Source organism: Chitinispirillales bacterium ANBcel5 (genome assembly GCA_029688955.1).
GTDB classification, from domain to species: Bacteria; Fibrobacterota; Chitinivibrionia; order Chitinivibrionales; family Chitinispirillaceae; genus Cellulosispirillum; species Cellulosispirillum alkaliphilum.
Window position 1 is genome coordinate 1 of sequence record JARUKZ010000003.1, and the last position, 16,940, is coordinate 16,940.

Below are 16,940 nucleotides of genomic sequence, written 5' to 3' on the forward strand. Positions count from 1 at the left end.
GATCTTACCGGTAGCGTTTTATACCTTCCCGATAAACGTTTTATTCCTTCCGACAACCGTATCGTTTGTCCCGGTAACCGTTCCGGTTTTCCTGTGTGGGTATAAATGGTTCAGGAGGCGAAATAATTAGAAAGCCTGCTGGCATTCTGGCCATATTGAGCTTGGGGTCGATAGACGTTTTAAGACAGATCTGCTTCTCCTAAGTGCTCTTTGCGTTTAGCGCTTCTGATCTTGTATAAACGTTCTGTAAAACCGCCCTGTTTTTCGAAATCTATTGCAAGGCGTTCGACCTGACGGTCAAGGAGATATGTGGCCAGGTTCAACAAAGATAGTGCAGCATTGGCAGCAAGACAGGCAGAAGACAAGGGTGAGCACGGACTGGCACTGACGTACGCCGCGGCTTGATTTTCATCATCAGTTTTTAGCGTCTGTTGGTGTCCATGCTTGTCAGTGGACCTTTTTTTTCCTGTGCCACCCAAACCTGCACCTCTTCCAGGGTTTTACAACGTAACTCTTTAAATCGCACCAGTGCAGGGTGCTGTGGTGATAGTTTTGGGTGTTTCCTCTGCCTCAAAAAGTCCTCATAATCCAGTGTTAACTCCTCCAGACTTGCCCGCGCAACCTGCGTCAGCTTAATCTCAAACTTTTTTGATGTAGCACTGGCCTGAGAGCCCTCTGCAATGTTTTGAACACCACTTTACGAGTCGAGGGGTGGCCCCCGAACGTGAGCTGTGAAACATTAAAAGTAAACCTAACTCAGGTCCCCGAGCGGAGCCGAGGGGTTAGTTTACGGTATCCACCATGTTTGGGTATTAGCTCGCTCATTTTCTAACTCTTATACCAGCAGGTTTATTTTCCTGGTCCCGTAGGGACGACATATACATATATGAAGATATGTGTTGTCCCTACGGGACAAGGAATTCTACCATGATTGTTTAACTATAAATATACGGTCCCTACGGGACCACAAAAAATTGGCGTATTTGCGACCAAACTACCACCTATTCCACCAAACCCCTCACTCCTACGCGGCAGGGCAGGACGGAAGGATAGACAATGGCCGAGGAGGAACGACGAGCCTGGAGAACATTGTGCCCGGATGGGTAGGGCCGATCCGAGTCTTCGAGGGTGCCGCCCTGATTAGCTTTGAGCTTTGAGCAGTGAGCTTTGAGCAGGAAAAATTAGCTTCAGCACCCTAAAGATCCTCATACACCACTTCCTTAAAAATCACCGTAGAATTCTGAAGCCTCTTATAGGTCCTGAATTTGTGATACAAATCGCGGGTGGTAAAAACAAGCATCGATATCGCTTCCCACAGAAAAACCCAGCCACCCACATACAACCCTTCCACTATAATTGTCGGGAAAATCCCGATTTCAAGCTCTTGGGGATAAGTAGTGGCCGCAAGAAGAAATAAAAAGCCCGCGAGTATAAAAAGAAAGATCCTTTGATTGGTATTTTTGAGCTCCTTTTTGGCCAAATACCGCTCATACGTGAATCCATTGTGCAGTCCCCGTTTAACCTGCTTCTCCCGCTGCTCCTCTCTTTTCCCTTCAGGAATGGAAAAACAAAGAGTCAGGGGGTATCTAAAGGGGATATCATCTGAGCTTTCTTCCAGATAAAAAATCAAATCGGGGTCAAGGTCTCTTAACTTAAAAGGCGCAGGGTCCCATTCATTAAAGATATCAGAGTAATGATCGAGGGCGATCTCTACAATGTATGATCCACTGGACTGATCAAAATCGTACACTTCACTGAAAACGCCCTGATGTTTGAGACTTGGCATAACTCAATAACTCGCTCTGAAATCCATTCACTGTAGGTCTGCTATACCAACTCATAACTGCTAAAACTATGCCTTTGACCGTAAACGGAGGGAGGTTATCTTGGGTTCCAGCTCTGACTCGACCCTAAGATGGCGGCCACAAAAACCATCATACCTATAGCAAAACGCACCTGACTTCGGTGATCAAACTCTCTTTTAACCAGGCGAAGTCTCTGAAGTTCAGCGGTATCTATGACCACAGAGTCAGAAAGCACCGCCGCGGTATCGGGGTGGTCTTTTGCACTGTCTGCAACAGTATAAGCAGCCGTAGCGGCTACCCCTTTATGAGTTGCGGAATCAGCCGCTTGTGCCTCTTCTTCTCTCTCTGCAGCAGATGCCCTTTCTTCTGACATCCGGTCTCTTCTGGCGGATGGCAAGATCCCGTATGAGGGATAAGCCATTAGTAATACCATAATTAAAACAACAAATTTCATCTTACCCCAGCAAATTTCTAAGGATTGTACTTACCTCTTTTGGGTTTGCTTTTCCTCTGGTAGCTTTCATCACCTGTCCCATAAAAAAGGAGGTAAGTTTTTTCTCTCCATCTTTATAGCGCTGCACTTCCCCGGGATTGGCATCAAGCACCTTTTGTACTTCAGACTGAAGCGCACCGGTATCGGAGACCTGCTCAAGCCCCTGCTCTTTAACCACCGTCGCGGCATCCTTGTCTTCGCTCTCCATCAACTGAAGAACCTTTTTTGCGGCTTTTGCCGATATACTACCCTTTTCAATCAGTTTAATTAGATCCCCCAGCCTCTGTGCGGACACATTCAGGGAAAAGGGACCCCCGACCTTCTTTTCATTTATAATACGCATTATATCGCCCATTATCCAATTAGCTGAAGCTTTAGGCTCAGAAGAAGCAGCAACAGTTTCTTCATAATATTGGGCCAGACCGGCACTCGATGTAAGGATATCCGCATTGGTTGCATTCAAACCATAGCTTTCCATAAAACGGTGACGCTTTGTGGCAGGTAACTCCGGAAGCCTGGTTTTAAGCTGTTCAACCCATGGAGTTTCGATGATCAGTGGCATAAGATCGGGATCGGGAAAGTAACGATAGTCGTGTGCATCCTCTTTGGTGCGCATGGGAACAGAGCGGTTTTTCACCGGATCCCACAGAAATGTTTGCTGAAGAACAGTGCCACCGGATGACAACACCTCTTTTTGCCTGGCAGCCTCGTACTCCAACGCTTTCTCCAGATTCCTGAAACTGTTCATATTCTTGATTTCCGTTTTGGTGCCAAGCTTACTCTCCCCCTGAGGCCGTATAGAGATGTTTGCGTCACAGCGCAAACTCCCCTGCTCCATATTACAGTCGCAAATCTGAAGGTACTCAAGGATTTGCTTTAATGAAGTCAGGTAAGCGTATGCTTCTGCCGGGCTTCTCATATCGGGCTCGGAAACAATCTCTATGAGCGGAGTTCCGCACCTGTTCACATCGAAGAGTGAATCGATATCCTGATCATGAATCAGCTTCCCGGCATCCTCTTCCAGATGTACGCGGGTGATGCCTATCATCTTTTCCTCACCATCCACAGTGATGGGAAGTGTTCCCGGACCACACACCGGAATTTCATACTGAGAGATCTGATAGCCTTTGGGCAGATCCGGATAAAAATAGTTTTTTCTGGCAAATACAGATTTTTCGTTGATACCGCAGTTTAAAGCCAACCCGATCCTAACAGCCATCTCTGCAGCACGACGATTAAGCACAGGTAATGCTCCGGGAAGTCCGAGGCACACAGGACAGCCATGGGTATTTGGTGGATCACCAAAAGGAGTAGTGCAGCCGCAGAAAAGTTTTGTTTTGGTCAGAAGCTGAGCATGTACTTCAAGGCCTACAACTATTTCATAATTCATTACTTATCCTCCGGAGCTGTTCTATGCTGTTCGATCAGTTTCTAACAACCTGTCCCTGAAACCCGGCCTTCTTTAGAGACTGATCCAGAAACCTCTGCGCTTCCTCAGGTGAACTGAATAACCCGGCACGCACTCTGTATATTGTAGTATTATCAACCGTAGCTTCTGCAATTTGTACGTGTTCGAAATCTTCATTTAGCTTTTCACGTATCTTTATTGCATTCTCCCTGTCACCAAAAGCACCAACCTGTACGGTATAAGCACCCAATGATCTATTGAATTTTAGATCACCTTGTTCCAGTATATTCTTTTGTGCCAGTGTTTTATTGATGCTTTCAACTTCGCTGTCCAACCCAAGCTCCTTGGCACAAAATAGCCTTGCCGCAAGTATGGCAATTTTTACAGGGGAATCCGCCTCAACCTCCCCGGCTTTAAGCAATTTCTGGCGGGCCTGCTTGTAATCATTTTCATCTATTAGAAGGTAAGCCAGATGAAGCAACGCTCGTTTTGATACATCCTCCCCGTGCTCAAGAGAGAGTGTGTGCCAGATATTTGCAGCTAACTCTGTGTTGCCATCAAGAGCAGAAGAGAGTGCCCAGCGATGGCGGGTGAAAAAGTCGGGAGTTATTTTGCCTGATCGTTGATACAGATTGGCAGCACGCTCCCACTCACCTTTTGAAAATGCATGATCTGCCAGTAACTTAAATGCTTCAGCTCGAACCCGGGCTGGCACCTCTTGTTCAGAGCTGAGGGAATCATAGAGCGAAAGCGCGTCAGCAGCACCAAGCGTTCTTGCGTAGAGAAGCCGTGCTTCCGCGTTTAGTGGATCGTTGCCAAGAACCTGCTTAAAAATTTCCTGTGCTTTTGAGATCTCACCTGCGTTTAAATAGTGCTCTCCATTAGTGAGAGGCTCTCCCGTTACATAAAGAGATAGTGAGAGCAGCAGAAGAACGGTTTTATTTGCGAACTTAGTAATCATCAATGCTTTATGAGATGAAAGGTTAATACGTCATTTCTCGCTCTGATTGTTTGCTTCACCATTTTCTCTGGCTGGATTGGCCCTGTTTTGCTGCTGATTTTCTTCTTGTTGAGGGCTTTCTTCCTTTTTTTCTTCCTCTTCCTCTTCAGAAGTACCCTTGTAGGTCTTAAGTTCAGCCATAACTTCCCTGAGCTTCAACTCCAGGGCCTTGATGCGCCTGCTTTTCTTACGCAGTCCGGCCTGTCCGGTAAGATAGTAATATCCGGCGATAAGAAACCCTATCAAAAGACCGATGGCAAAGGCAGAAACAACATAAACATAGATTGGAATACCGGGAGTAGTGTACCATAAGAGCTTCATAGGCACAGTCAGTGCGAAGGGTTCCTGGATAAAGGTAAAGATAACTATCCAGGCTATGATAAAAGCTAATACAAATACCGCTATCCATTTGGAGATTTTCACAAGCTATATCCTTTCCGCGATTAAGGTCATACCGCTGCTACGAACTACCCTGGCCTTTAAAATCATTCCTGCATCAATGTCCTTGCAAGCAAGAAGTACCCTTTTACAGCCTTTATCCTGTCCGATCCACATTCTGTCCCGCTTCTCCTGACGTCCGCTCACAAGTACATCAATTTCTTTGCCAACACTTTGAGCATAGATTTTTCTGGTGATTTCAGTCTGAAGGTCTATAAGGGCCCTGAGCCTCTCACCTTTTTGTTGCTCTGTTATGCTCTCAGAAAGCTTTGCCGCTGAAGTACCCTGCCGTGGAGAGTAAGCAAACATAAACGCCTGCGTATACCCAACTTCACTTGCAAGCGAAAGCGTTTCCTCAAACTCTTTATCCGTTTCTGAGGGAAATCCTACCATTATATCGGTGGTGAGATCAGCATGGGGAATATGTTTTCTGATCAGATCGATAAGAGAAAGATAGTGCTCTCTTGTGTACCCACGATTCATCAGTGAAAGTACCCTGTTGGATCCGGCCTGAACCGGCAAGTGGATATGTGAGCATAGTGAAGGTATACGGGCGAGTGTTTTTATCAGCTTTTCGGTGCAGTCTTTGGGATGGCTTGTAGTGAAACGTATCCTCTCAAGTCCATCAACTGCCGATACCATCTCAAGAAGATCCGGAAAATCTATCCCCTTATAATCATAGGAATTAACGTTTTGGCCAAGAAAGGTAATCTCTTTTATCCCTTGGGCCACCTTTTCCCGAACCGATTTTTCCACCAGTTCTGCCGGCACCGACATCTCCGATCCCCGCACATAGGGTACTATACAGTAGGAGCAGTAGTTGTCACACCCCCGCATCACCGGAACAAAATCGGTCACACTGTTGGTGGCAAAAACAGAGGTTTGGTCGTTAGAATCACCAAAGATCTCTTCAACGACCTCATCGACGCGATCCATCTGTTTCGCACCGATTACTCTTTTAACCCCGGGAACTTTCTTTTTCAGGTCTTCTCCAACTCTTTCTGCCATACAGCCGGTGACCCACAGCTCTCTGTCACCCGACTTACACAGGGCGCTCAGTTCGGCTATGCGTGAAACAGCCCGTTTTTCGGCATTTTCGCGAACGCTACAGGTATTAACAACTATCAGATCCGCTTCATGGGGCGTACTCGTAAGTATAAAACCTTTTTGAGATAAGAGCTGAAGAAGAGTATCTGAGTCTGCCACATTCATCTGGCAACCAAAAGTCTGAAAAAATACAGAAGGCATTTATATCAATTGTCTCAAAAAAAGTGAATGAATTACATACTAAGGTAAACTATTGAAAATTACTATTTGCGGGCTCCAAATTGCGACTTTTATACTGTATGGCCGGTAAAAGTTTCTGCGCCCAAGAGCCGCCCTAAACTTCCGCTGTTGTACCATCAATACCCCGTAGGATTCCTGGCCCCACGTTCTCCCAAGAGAACAACGATTCACCATACATCCCATTTCTTCTGTGCATATCTGCTCTGAAAGCATATATTACCCTAAAGAGCCTCTGGGAAGAATCATTGAATAGTTTTAAGCAAGCTATGTTACAATTTTTCCAGAGAACACTCAAAGGGGCCTTTAAACAACCTGAGCAGGAAACAGTAACTCATGGCCGACATTTTTAAATATCAGAACTTTCGTGACTATCTTAAAGCCTATTATGAGGAGCAAAAGGCAGCTAAGAAGGCATTTTCCTACAGAAGCTTCTCACAGCAGGCTGATTTTAGCTCACCATCATTTATATACAACGTCATTGAGGGGCGACGCAACCTCACCAAAACCAGCATTGTTAAGCTTTCACGCGCTATCGGTCTCACACGGGAGGAAGCTGATTATTTTGAGAACCTGGTTTTCTTTAACCAGGCCAAAACAGTTATCGATAAAACCACCTTCTATAGCAGAATCGCAGAGATGAGAAGGTCGATCGATATAGAGATAGTCACCAAAGAGCGGTATCAATATTTTAGTGACTGGTATCACAGCGTAATCAGAGAAGTTGTGGCATTCTATGACTTTAAAGACGATTATACCAAACTTGGATCTTTTCTCACTCCCGCCATAAGCGCAAAGCAGGCTCGTGATTCGGTCCGGTTGCTTGAAAAGCTTGGATTTATAGCTAAGCAGAAGAATGGTTGCTACGCACAGGTAAATAGCGCCATAGCCGCAAAGCCTTCAGCGGTTGAATCTTTTCTGATAGAGCGATTTCAAATGGAGATGCTTCAGATGGCACTTCGATCGTACCAAAAGATACCACTTTCAGACCGTATGTCTTCATCTACTACCTTCTCTGTATCAAGAGAAACGTTTGAGCTTTTCAAACAAAAAGCTCGTGATTTTAGAAGAGAACTTGCTGAAATCGCTAAACTCGACTCATCACCGGATTGCGCCTATCAATTTACAATGAATCTGTTCCCTCTCAGCCGGAGTGTTAATAATGATAAGTAGAAAAAAAATGCTCTGGTTTTTCGCGGCTTTGATTACCACTTTTTTTGCCTGCACTGAATCCCCTACTGTAGCCGGTGGGTCATCTGATACCGAATTAAGTGGTGCTGTCATTGTGGGAAAAGCTGTAGACTCAAGGGGCACTCCCTATGTTGATGCAGATGTTAAACTGAGGAAACATTTCTACCTGTCTCAATCCGGTTATCGAAATGAAAGTCAAAGCGTTCGTAATACATTAACCGACAGCCTTGGGAGTTTCAGCTTCGACTCGGTTGACCATGGATACCACGTTATTGAAATATCAAACGACGGCGATTCAAGTAGTATTTTCAGAGATATCGAAGTCAAACCAACCGATTCATTTGTGGAACTTAAAACAGATACGTTACGTCCCAATGCATTTGTCTCCGGGTCTATTGAACTGATGTCAAGAGTTCCTGTTCGTGGGGTTGGTGCAATAGTTGAAGTATTTGGTCTTGAACGCTCTGTTAAAACCGACCCCTATGGACGCTTTATCCTTGCATTACCAGAAGGCACATACAGATTAAATATCAGCGCGGATACTACTGGTTTTCATGAACTTGAACTCTTGCTGGATGTCATAGCCGGTGAATACAAAAACATCGGACACTTCAGATTACACCAGAAAAATTTATCACCCTGTTCAGATTACGAATGCGATGCATTTGTCATACGCTCTATTCTTGATAAAGCGGGATATGAGTCCATAGAAATTGATTCGATTGCAGAGGTTCGTCACGAAAGGATTGTGGAAGTTTCGCTCAGGGGACTTGATCTGGGTGGAGGCATTGAAGATCTCTCAAGACTTAGTTATCTTGAGGTAGTAGATCTTGGAAACAACAACTTATCTCATGAATCACTTGTCTTTATAAACCACCTTTGGAGACTTACAGAACTTAAGCTTGATTCTAATCGTCTCCAGGAACTTCCTTTTACCATAGATCAGCTAACCGGGCTTCAATTATTGGACATTAGCAATAATGAGCTTAGCACATTGCCGTGGTTTATTACAAACATTAAACCTGAAACGTTTCTTGGATTGTCTGGAAACAACCTTTGTTTTCTACCATTTCACATTGAAAATTGGGCAGACACTTATGATCCGGGGTGGCGCAACACTCAGTACTGTTCTTATATGTTTTGAATAAATAACAAATACAAACATGTTAAAATACCTCATTGAAAGACTGGTGAAAAATATCAGCCTTACGGGGATTCTATACCCTGAAATGAGAGTACAATGATAGTTTTGTGACTTTTTATAACAGGGATAAGTAACAGAATTAAAGTAATCAAACCGAAAAATTGAGGGAGGTAGACAGGTGTGTCACATTAAACAAAAGAGTATGTGGGGAATATTCTTTATTCTTCTTTTTACCAACACTTACGCTTCAGAGGTTGAACCGGGTTATGTACTGTACACCTCTGCTTTGGGAGCAACAACGACCTACCTTATGAATATGGAGAAGGAAGTAGTGCACACCTGGACCCATCCCCGCAGCGGTGGATACTCTGTTCATCTTCTGGAAAACGGTAATCTTCTTCGGCCAATGGAAGCACCGCAGGGTCCGGGGTTAAACGGAGCTGCTGCATCGGGTGTCATTCAGGAGATCGATCCTGATGGAAACATAGTGTGGGAGTTTGAATACAGAACTGACGATTTTGTTCTGCACCATAACCTTGTCCCAATGCCAAATGGAAATATACTGGCAGTTGCCTATGAGAGGATACCCGGAGCGGAAGCAGAACAAGCAGGGATAAATGTACGAGCGATTGATATGTGGAACAGACAAATTCTTTCGGAGAAAATCATTGAAATTGACCCTACCGCTCCTGCGGGTTCTGAAATAGTATGGCAATGGCGTTTGTTTGATCACCTTGTACGTCAGGAAAACGCAGCTGATCATCCTACACTTTTCAGCACTGATTTAGGTATGGATGGTAACCGGTTTCCGGGATTCAATGACTGGATGCACTTAAATGGATTGAGCTATTGTCCGGTAAATGATCAGGTGATTTTTTCCTCCAGGTACTTTAGTGAGATCTATGTAATAGATAAAAGCACCACAACAGAGGAAGCTGCTACCGGCAGCGGTGGCAGAACGGGAATGGGGGGAAGGATTCTTTATCGTTGGGGAAATCCTCAAAATTACGGTGCACCGGGGGAAAAACAGCTTGATGTGGTGCATTCTCCAAAATTTATACCTCCGGGATATCCTGGTGAGGGGAATATCATACTGTTCGAAAACGGGGTTGATAGGCGCCAGTCTCAAATCCTTGAGATCACTCCCCCTGTAAGAGACGACGGTACGTATGAGTACAATGAGCATACTGGTTTTGGGCCAGGTGAACCGGAGTGGGTCTATACAAAATCAGGTTTTCACTCCCCGCTTATGAGTAGTGTTCAACGTTTGAAGTGTGGCAATACTTTTACCTGTGAATCTGAGCCTGGAAGAATGAGAGAGATAGCTCCCGATGGAACGGTTTTGTGGGAATATGAATTTGGCCAGATGGTATCCAGAGTTTTAAAATATCCTGTAGATTATTCGGGAATCATTACCCTATTAGACCTGGAACCCATTCCGGATGATAATGATTCTATACCAAATGATGTTGACACCATTCCGGATAACAGAGATACCATACCAATCAAAGCAACACAACTACAGCGAAGTGCCATTAACGCGCCTTCAATAGCGCGAAAAAGTGGTCGTATAGAATTCTCTAACATAAAGAATATGAATGTGAGTATTCACTCCCTTAGTGGGAAACTAATCTACTCCACTTCTGCAAGTAATGAAGTACACACTGTACTTACAAACAGTTTTTCTGAAGGGCTCTATATCACCAGCATCACTGACCGCGAGGGAAGAATAATCGCGTCAGGAAGAATAACACTAATACATTAAATTCTTCAACTTTTATGAAGGTAGAAAAGGGATATCGCTATGTTTAAAAAACTTTCATTTCTTTTAACACTACTACTGTTTATACCGTTAAGATCACAAGAGGTGAACATCTCCGGAACTATTGTCGATGACAACGCGGAACCAGTCACCGACGCATTGGTTATGCTCAAAAACAATCCTGATTTAAAGGCATACTCCAATGAAGTAGGGGCCTTCCTTTTATCTGATAATGTTTCAAGTGTATCTAACAGCTTAAACGCGCGGGCCCGGTCTTTTAATGTCGCGATAAGTAACAATATCCTTTCCGTAGAAGCACCGTCCTATAAGGGGGAGCTAAGGATGGACATCCTTAAAACAAACGGTGCTGTAGCCTACTCCGCATCAACTCAAAACCAGGCAACAGCTGTTTTTAGTCTTCCTCGTTTGTCTCAGGGACTATATCTTTTACGATTGACTACCCCCCAAAAGTCCGATGTGGTAAGAATGGTCAATCCCGGTTCAGGCTCTCCCTATCTCTCCGCCAATGGTAGAAGGACCATTTCAGGATCAAACAGACAGGCCCAATCGGCAGAACCTGATGATACACTTATGATATTTGCCGGAGGATACAGAAATTACAGTATTCAGCTTTCTACGGTTCATGAGCCAAATGATTTAACAGTAACACTCACCCGATCAAACCCCTGGATCCCTGCCGAAGAGCTAATGTACTCCGGTAACCAGGTAAAGATAATGGCAGATGGATACGATTTTGAAATGGGACAACCCTACCCGGAAATCATTGAGTACTCATCCGATTGGGAGCAACCCGTCCGCACAGTTACATTTAATTACGATTTTTGGATGGACACTGTTGAGGTAACTCAGAGGGAATATGAAGAGATCATGAGAGCTGCTTATGATGACTATCAGACACCGCACTGGAACGCTACCTATGGCTTGGGAGATGATTATCCGGTTTACACTGTAACAGCTCACGACGCGATGCTTTTCTGTAATGCCAAAAGCAAACTGGAGGGGTTGGATACTGTTTACTCCTACTCCTCCATCGGTAGAACACCTGGTTCTATGAGCCAACTATTCGATCTTGAAACAGACTATTCTAAAAACGGGTACCGTTTACCCACTGAAGCAGAGTGGGAATACGCGTGCAGAGCTGGCACCTACACCGATTTTTACTGGGGTAATATTTCTCAGGATATAGAAGATCCTGAAATCGATAATCATGCGGTATGGAGAAATAATTCCTGGGACTTAGGATCGGAAGGAACATCCTATGGGACATTTCCGGTCGCGAGCAAACCGCCAAACGATTATGGGCTGTATGATATGTCCGGTAATGTATCGGAGTACGTGGGAGATTTCTTTGAGGAGTACCCGTGGGGTGATGATACAGATCCAACCGGACCTGCAGATGGAGTGTTTCATGGTCTGCGTGGTGGCAATTGGGGCAATAGCGCATTTTATCTGCGCTCATCCAACCGGGAGTTTATGGCACCGGATTACGAATATTATTTCATAGGGTTCAGAACTGTACGCAGAGCGGACTAGTTGTAATTCAATGTAAGGGGTTTCTAACATGTTAAAGATTGTTATTGCTATACTTTTAACAGGTATGGCTATTAGAACACTTGCAAATACTGTCGATTCTACAGAGATCCTTTTTGATGAAGAGCAGGTGTTTAACTATGAAATACAATTCTACACACCCGATTGGTCTGATTCCATGGATTACTACATGGAAATAATGGGTGGAGAGTATATGCCCGCACGGTTCATAAGTCGGTTCGATGACGGAGACAGTATTGTTCTGGAAAATGTTGGGGTGCGTTATAAAGGCAATTCATCCTATACGTTTTCCAGACATTCTGTCAAACGTCCTTTAAAAGTTAAATTTGATAAGTTCGTTGATCACCAGTACTATTTTGGATTAAAGAGGCTAAGTTTTCATAACGGTGTTCTTGATCCAAGTTTTATGCGGGAAAAAATAAGTTATGATATTGCCCGGGCTTATATGCCTTCCCCAAGAGTATCGTATGCAAACATAAGCATCGAAGGCGAACTGATTGGCTTTTATATCCAGGTCGAACAGGTCGATGACCAGCTAATTACAAGATATTATGAAGATGACACCGGCCGACTGTTCAAAGCCGGTAATGATGGAGCTTTTATGACCTTCTCTGTTGACGCATTTTCCAATTTCGACAGAAAAGAAGGTAGTAACGATTGGTCCAATTTTATCGACATGATGGATAAACTTAATAATACCAGTGATGAAGAATTTGTTGAAGTGATAAGTGAAGTGCTGGATCTAAAAAGCTGTATTACGCATTTGGCCTACACTATGGTGCTGTCTCATTTCGATAGTTATACCGGATCAGGGAGAAATTTTTACCTCTATGAAAATCCTAAATCAGGACGTTTTGAAATACTACCGTGGGATCTTGACCAGTCATTTGGTGTCTATACCAACAACTGGGATGTTATCAATGCAGACATAGTCGATATTTCAAATCTCGATCAACGACCACTCAACCGAAGAATCATAGAAAACGATTCTCTGAGAAACGTCTATTTTGATTTTCTTGAAAGGATGCTGAATGAAGCAGCAAATCCTGAGCAAATTGCCGCAGAGGCAGACAGGATAAAGGAGCGAATAAAAGAACATGTTAAAAACGATCCTAACAAATTCTACACGTATGAGGATTTTTTAACCAATATAGAAGAAGATCTTGTGGTGCAATCAGGCCCAAGGAGAAGGGTTTTTCCTGGGATAAAGTCTTTGAGCGCTCAAAGAGCGGAATCAATTCTTTCGCAAATAGAACACTACCGCGCGACATCTGTTGTTAAAAACAAAAAACCGGATAATCTACATCAAATGGCAATCCGTGCTGCAGGAAACAAGCTTTTACTTAGTTATTCTGTAAAAACCGACGCTAAGCCGGTTACTTTAAATGTGTACAATGCCAGAGGGAGCCTTATTGATTCCAGATATTTAGGTTTAAGAAACAGAGGACAGCATACAACCTCGATCTCTTTAGAGCAAAAAGCCGCAGGATTCTATGTTGTACAGCTAAATTTTGGAGACAAGACTCAGTCCAGATCTTTTATTATGCGCAGGTAAAACTGATATCATTATCATAATTCAGGCAATTATAGCTTATATGGAATATTTATTATTGCTGATTATTGCTAATATGCCAAATTTAATCAGCCATAGGCTCTGAATTTAATTATTTTAACCCACGATGTGGTATTTTTAACTATTGCTGTTTCATTTATAGAAGGGATTCAAGTAATGTCTCGATTTTTCATGGGTAGTATTTGTGTAGCTCTAACTACTATTATTATTGGTTGTGGAGGAAGTGCACCAAGTCCGGTCAATATTGAATCGAAGGGGACTTTTGCGCTGGTCAGTTTTTCTTTGCATAATTCTATTGTAGAAAGAGGAAAAGAAGCCGATTCTGGTCCGGGCCTTCTTCAAGATAAGGAAAACTACTATGGTGACCACATGGTTGCTCTTGAGGATATGATGGATCAGTTTTTTGATAATAAAAGGGAAATTTTCATTAGTGTACCTTTTATTGGTTTGAACGCAATCACAGAAAATGAATATTACGCAAATGAAACAAAACATGTCCCCAGAATGGTGATGGGTAGAAATATCGCTCCAGGGGCAAATATGCTCACAGCACGCGAAATTAACTACGTTTCTCCTTACGATAGCGATAAACTGGACAACCTTGCTGAGGAACTTGGAGCTGATGTTTTGGTGATGGTTGAAAACAATGCAGAATTTTACCTGAGTGGGGGACTCGGTTTAAGTGTAGGAAATCTTAATGTTGGCGGTGGCGCAGGAACCCTAAACCTTAAGACACGGGTGATTTTTTACGAGCCAGGCCAGGGAATCATTGTTGATAATACATTCTCTAACGATAGTGATGAAAAAATCCCTATGATACAGGGTACAGTAGACACAAAGGATTTTCCACGGTGTATTGCTCCTGCTATGCAATTAAACATTGCCGATATGAAATCCTTTTTTATCGAGCAAAAAGAAAAGGCTCTGGAGCTGGAAACGCAGGAATTGTAAATTTTCCTTTTTTTGGTTAATAGTGAAGGGTCACTATTAAGTATGTATACTATAGTGACCCTTAAAACCCTCTTACCCCACCATCGGTGAGCATTTACTGTGTGTGTCATCGGTTTTTACCACATCTCAATCAAAAAGAATGCTCTGCTCCGGGGAGATCGTAAAGTTCATCACATATCTGGCTTTATCAGATTGGCAATCAGGCTCCAATTCATCCAGAGAAACGATATACCCCAATACGCTTATCGTTCTTTTATCAAACGTTTCCAATACCAGTTGCTCAGAAGTGCCGCAGAGTATGCAACCATCAGAAAGCCGAAGGCTTAAACCTCCTTACGGTTCAGAACGGAGTGGCAACTGGATATAGCCGAAGGGATAAATAGTCTAATCCCTGAGCAAACGAACGGAGAAACCCACCCTTTTAATGCGGTCAAACTGCCCAGACCCCCGTGCATGCGGGCATGGTATCGGGGAGTGCTGGACCCCAACTTTTCGTGGAGTATTCCCTCCCGTTTTCAGACGAGATTCTTATCTTTACTCCCCTACCCTTTTTTCAAATTCTTTAAACTTTTCAGGTTGGTTTTCAATTTTTGCCCATCTGCGGATCTCGTTCATATTCACCTTATTCATTTGGCATATCAGCATTGCTTGTTCAAGACATTGTGCATCATTACCATAAAAATAGCCCGCAAGCCTGTCCTTTACAGAATCAGTCGGGGAGAGCAGTGAGAGATTGCCTGTTATCAAATTTAATTCAACTGGTTTTATCTGAGACTGCTCCCCGATACCAAGCGGCCCGGGCGGAAATTCAACTGAATAAGCGACTGATTCATTGATAAAAATTCTCCCCTCTTTCTCAAAACCAAGTGCAGTCATGACTTTGTTGATAATTTCATCATTCTGATGCCAGAAATAGTTCACCACAAAATCAAGATCACCTGTGACATATTTCTCATTGCTGTAGATTTCGGCGCATGCCCCACCTGACAGTGTCGCCTTCAATCCTTCTCTGTTTAGATTCTCACAAATTAATGCAGCAAGCTCCCGTATTGAAAGGTTTTCTATGTTTTTCATTTTAAGCGGAGTCCTTCTGAATATCCCCGAGATATCTGACAGGTTTGCCTTTCGCCCTTGGCCGACGGCGGTTGTACAGAAGTTTCTCTTTCCATTGTGGCGGGTAAGCATCTACAATCTTCAAAAGAAGTGCCGTTAGCTCTTTACGAAGAAAAAATCTGGGGTTCATGCTGTAAACAATTGTTTTACCGTATGGATTTGCAATCAACACACCATCGGCTTCAAGCCTGTTTAGTTCCCGCTTTATCGGCCGGTCCGGGCAACCCCAGAATTCTATTATTTCGCCAGCATACCCTTTTTCCCGTGCGGCAATGAAAGTAAGGATGCGTTCCCTGCTGAGTGATCCAAATAGAGATTTCATAATTCCCTCATATTCAAAAAGGTCAATTATTAACCCATATAGGTTACAATATAACCTTAAAATTACGGGTGATCAAGGGGTTTATTTTGTGCTGTACCGTCTCATTTCTCCATAAAATAACTGCCGTTTTGGGATTTTGAAAACAGGACGGGTTTTGGAACAGCAATTCAGGGTCATTTGGGGCTTTTTTGCAGAAAGCTCAGGTGTCCCGTTAAACCTTCGTTTGTGGGACTGGGGAGATATGGCCAGTTTGTATGCTTTGTGCTAATTGCGTATGTTATGTGCGTATTGCTTTACATTGACACCTTTTCTACCACGTACTCCTCCTCCTGCAGCAAAACACCCCGTAGCCACCTCTTACATAGAAATGGTTCCACCACCAGCCACTTATGCAGCCACTGATCATCTTCCGTCTGAACCGGTAGGTGCGGTAGTGTTTCATTACGCCGGCATAGGAGTTCATACTGCTTAGGAACAGGTCCATCTCTTCTTCTGAGGGCTTGTGGTCTCTGGCCGTTAGAGTGAGGTTATTAACATGTGTGTTTCATTTAACTATTTCAGATGACTTCGCAAACCAATCAGATACCTATTTTTGGGTACAGATGCTCTCGGCAGACCCTTCAGGTGCCGATTTCAGGGTTTTTCATGGTCCGGTAAACATTGCTGCCAGCCCGGGTACGGTCACTGATGGCAAATAATGGGCATCTGAGATGGGCGGAACCCTTGAGGACAGTGTCCCGAACAAGTCCGCCCATGGGCGGAACCCTTGAGGACACTGTCCTTAACAAGTCCGCCCATGGGCGGAACCCTCGCGGACACTGTCCTTAACAAGTCCGCCCATGGGCGGAACTCTCGGGGACACTGTCCTTAATAGGTCCGCCCAT

Annotated in this window: 17 protein-coding genes; 7 read left to right on the forward strand and 10 right to left on the reverse strand. The window is 43.9% G+C overall.

All coding sequences use genetic code 11. The annotated features are described in order from the left end of the window. Nucleotides 1-179: 179 nt before the first annotated feature. The 7 genes from QA601_02165 to miaB form a co-directional block, all read right to left on the reverse strand. A complete protein-coding gene (locus tag QA601_02165) occupies nucleotides 180-479 on the reverse strand; it encodes a four helix bundle suffix domain-containing protein (GenBank protein ID MDG5813868.1) in 300 nt (99 codons plus the stop codon). Nucleotides 480-1,195: 716 nt separating this feature from the next. Continuing rightward, complete coding sequence (locus tag QA601_02170; GenBank protein ID MDG5813869.1) at nucleotides 1,196-1,786, reverse strand: hypothetical protein; 591 nt, start codon at nucleotides 1,784-1,786, stop codon at nucleotides 1,196-1,198. A gap of 95 nt (nucleotides 1,787-1,881) precedes the next feature. Further along, entirely contained in the window at nucleotides 1,882-2,259 is a 378-nt protein-coding gene (locus QA601_02175; protein MDG5813870.1) for a hypothetical protein, read from the reverse strand. A 1-nt stretch (nucleotide 2,260) separates the two neighbouring features. Next, nucleotides 2,261-3,688: an Asp-tRNA(Asn)/Glu-tRNA(Gln) amidotransferase subunit GatB gene (gene gatB, locus QA601_02180; protein MDG5813871.1), complete on the reverse strand. Its 1,428-nt coding sequence runs from the start codon at nucleotides 3,686-3,688 to the stop codon at nucleotides 2,261-2,263. A gap of 34 nt (nucleotides 3,689-3,722) precedes the next feature. Further along, nucleotides 3,723-4,667 (reverse strand): SPOR domain-containing protein, encoded by a 945-nt coding sequence (locus tag QA601_02185; protein MDG5813872.1) that lies wholly within the window; start codon nucleotides 4,665-4,667, stop codon nucleotides 3,723-3,725. A gap of 30 nt (nucleotides 4,668-4,697) precedes the next feature. Continuing rightward, the gene (locus tag QA601_02190) at nucleotides 4,698-5,129 is read right to left on the reverse strand and encodes a lipopolysaccharide assembly protein LapA domain-containing protein (GenBank protein MDG5813873.1); all 432 of its coding nucleotides are present in this window, start codon (nucleotides 5,127-5,129) and stop codon (nucleotides 4,698-4,700) included. Between the two features lie 3 nt (nucleotides 5,130-5,132). Then, nucleotides 5,133-6,392, reverse strand: coding sequence for a tRNA (N6-isopentenyl adenosine(37)-C2)-methylthiotransferase MiaB (gene miaB / locus QA601_02195; protein MDG5813874.1), 1,260 nt, complete (start codon nucleotides 6,390-6,392; stop codon nucleotides 5,133-5,135). Nucleotides 6,393-6,764: 372 nt separating this feature from the next. Here miaB and QA601_02200 point away from each other — a divergent pair, with 372 nt between their 5' ends. From QA601_02200 to QA601_02225, 6 genes are all read left to right on the forward strand, one after another. Next, a complete protein-coding gene (locus QA601_02200) occupies nucleotides 6,765-7,601 on the forward strand; it encodes a TIGR02147 family protein (protein MDG5813875.1) in 837 nt (278 codons plus the stop codon). After that, nucleotides 7,591-8,763, forward strand: a complete 1,173-nt coding sequence (locus tag QA601_02205; GenBank protein ID MDG5813876.1) for a hypothetical protein — start codon at nucleotides 7,591-7,593, stop codon at nucleotides 8,761-8,763. The genes QA601_02200 and QA601_02205 overlap by 11 nt, the downstream gene beginning before the upstream one ends. Nucleotides 8,764-8,941: 178 nt before the next feature. Continuing rightward, the gene (locus QA601_02210; protein ID MDG5813877.1) at nucleotides 8,942-10,528 is read left to right on the forward strand and encodes an aryl-sulfate sulfotransferase; all 1,587 of its coding nucleotides are present in this window, start codon (nucleotides 8,942-8,944) and stop codon (nucleotides 10,526-10,528) included. A 39-nt stretch (nucleotides 10,529-10,567) separates the two neighbouring features. Then, nucleotides 10,568-12,079: a formylglycine-generating enzyme family protein gene (locus tag QA601_02215; GenBank protein ID MDG5813878.1), complete on the forward strand. Its 1,512-nt coding sequence runs from the start codon at nucleotides 10,568-10,570 to the stop codon at nucleotides 12,077-12,079. 28 nt (nucleotides 12,080-12,107) lie between these two features. After that, nucleotides 12,108-13,652: a CotH kinase family protein gene (locus QA601_02220; GenBank protein ID MDG5813879.1), complete on the forward strand. Its 1,545-nt coding sequence runs from the start codon at nucleotides 12,108-12,110 to the stop codon at nucleotides 13,650-13,652. A gap of 174 nt (nucleotides 13,653-13,826) precedes the next feature. Next, complete coding sequence (locus QA601_02225; GenBank protein MDG5813880.1) at nucleotides 13,827-14,621, forward strand: hypothetical protein; 795 nt, start codon at nucleotides 13,827-13,829, stop codon at nucleotides 14,619-14,621. A 126-nt stretch (nucleotides 14,622-14,747) separates the two neighbouring features. Here the strand turns inward: QA601_02225 and QA601_02230 are convergent, their stop codons facing one another. The 3 genes from QA601_02230 to QA601_02240 form a co-directional block, all read right to left on the reverse strand. After that, nucleotides 14,748-14,891: a hypothetical protein gene (locus QA601_02230; GenBank protein ID MDG5813881.1), complete on the reverse strand. Its 144-nt coding sequence runs from the start codon at nucleotides 14,889-14,891 to the stop codon at nucleotides 14,748-14,750. A gap of 264 nt (nucleotides 14,892-15,155) precedes the next feature. Continuing rightward, a complete protein-coding gene (locus tag QA601_02235) occupies nucleotides 15,156-15,695 on the reverse strand; it encodes a hypothetical protein (protein MDG5813882.1) in 540 nt (179 codons plus the stop codon). Nucleotide 15,696: 1 nt separating this feature from the next. After that, nucleotides 15,697-16,056 carry a hypothetical protein gene (locus QA601_02240; GenBank protein ID MDG5813883.1) on the reverse strand — a complete coding sequence of 120 codons (360 nt, stop codon included), beginning with the start codon at nucleotides 16,054-16,056 and terminating at the stop codon, nucleotides 15,697-15,699. 539 nt (nucleotides 16,057-16,595) lie between these two features. On the opposite strand from QA601_02240, the gene QA601_02245 reads away from it, so the two are divergent. Further along, nucleotides 16,596-16,754, forward strand: coding sequence for a hypothetical protein (locus tag QA601_02245; GenBank protein MDG5813884.1), 159 nt, complete (start codon nucleotides 16,596-16,598; stop codon nucleotides 16,752-16,754). Nucleotides 16,755-16,940 lie beyond the last annotated feature (186 nt).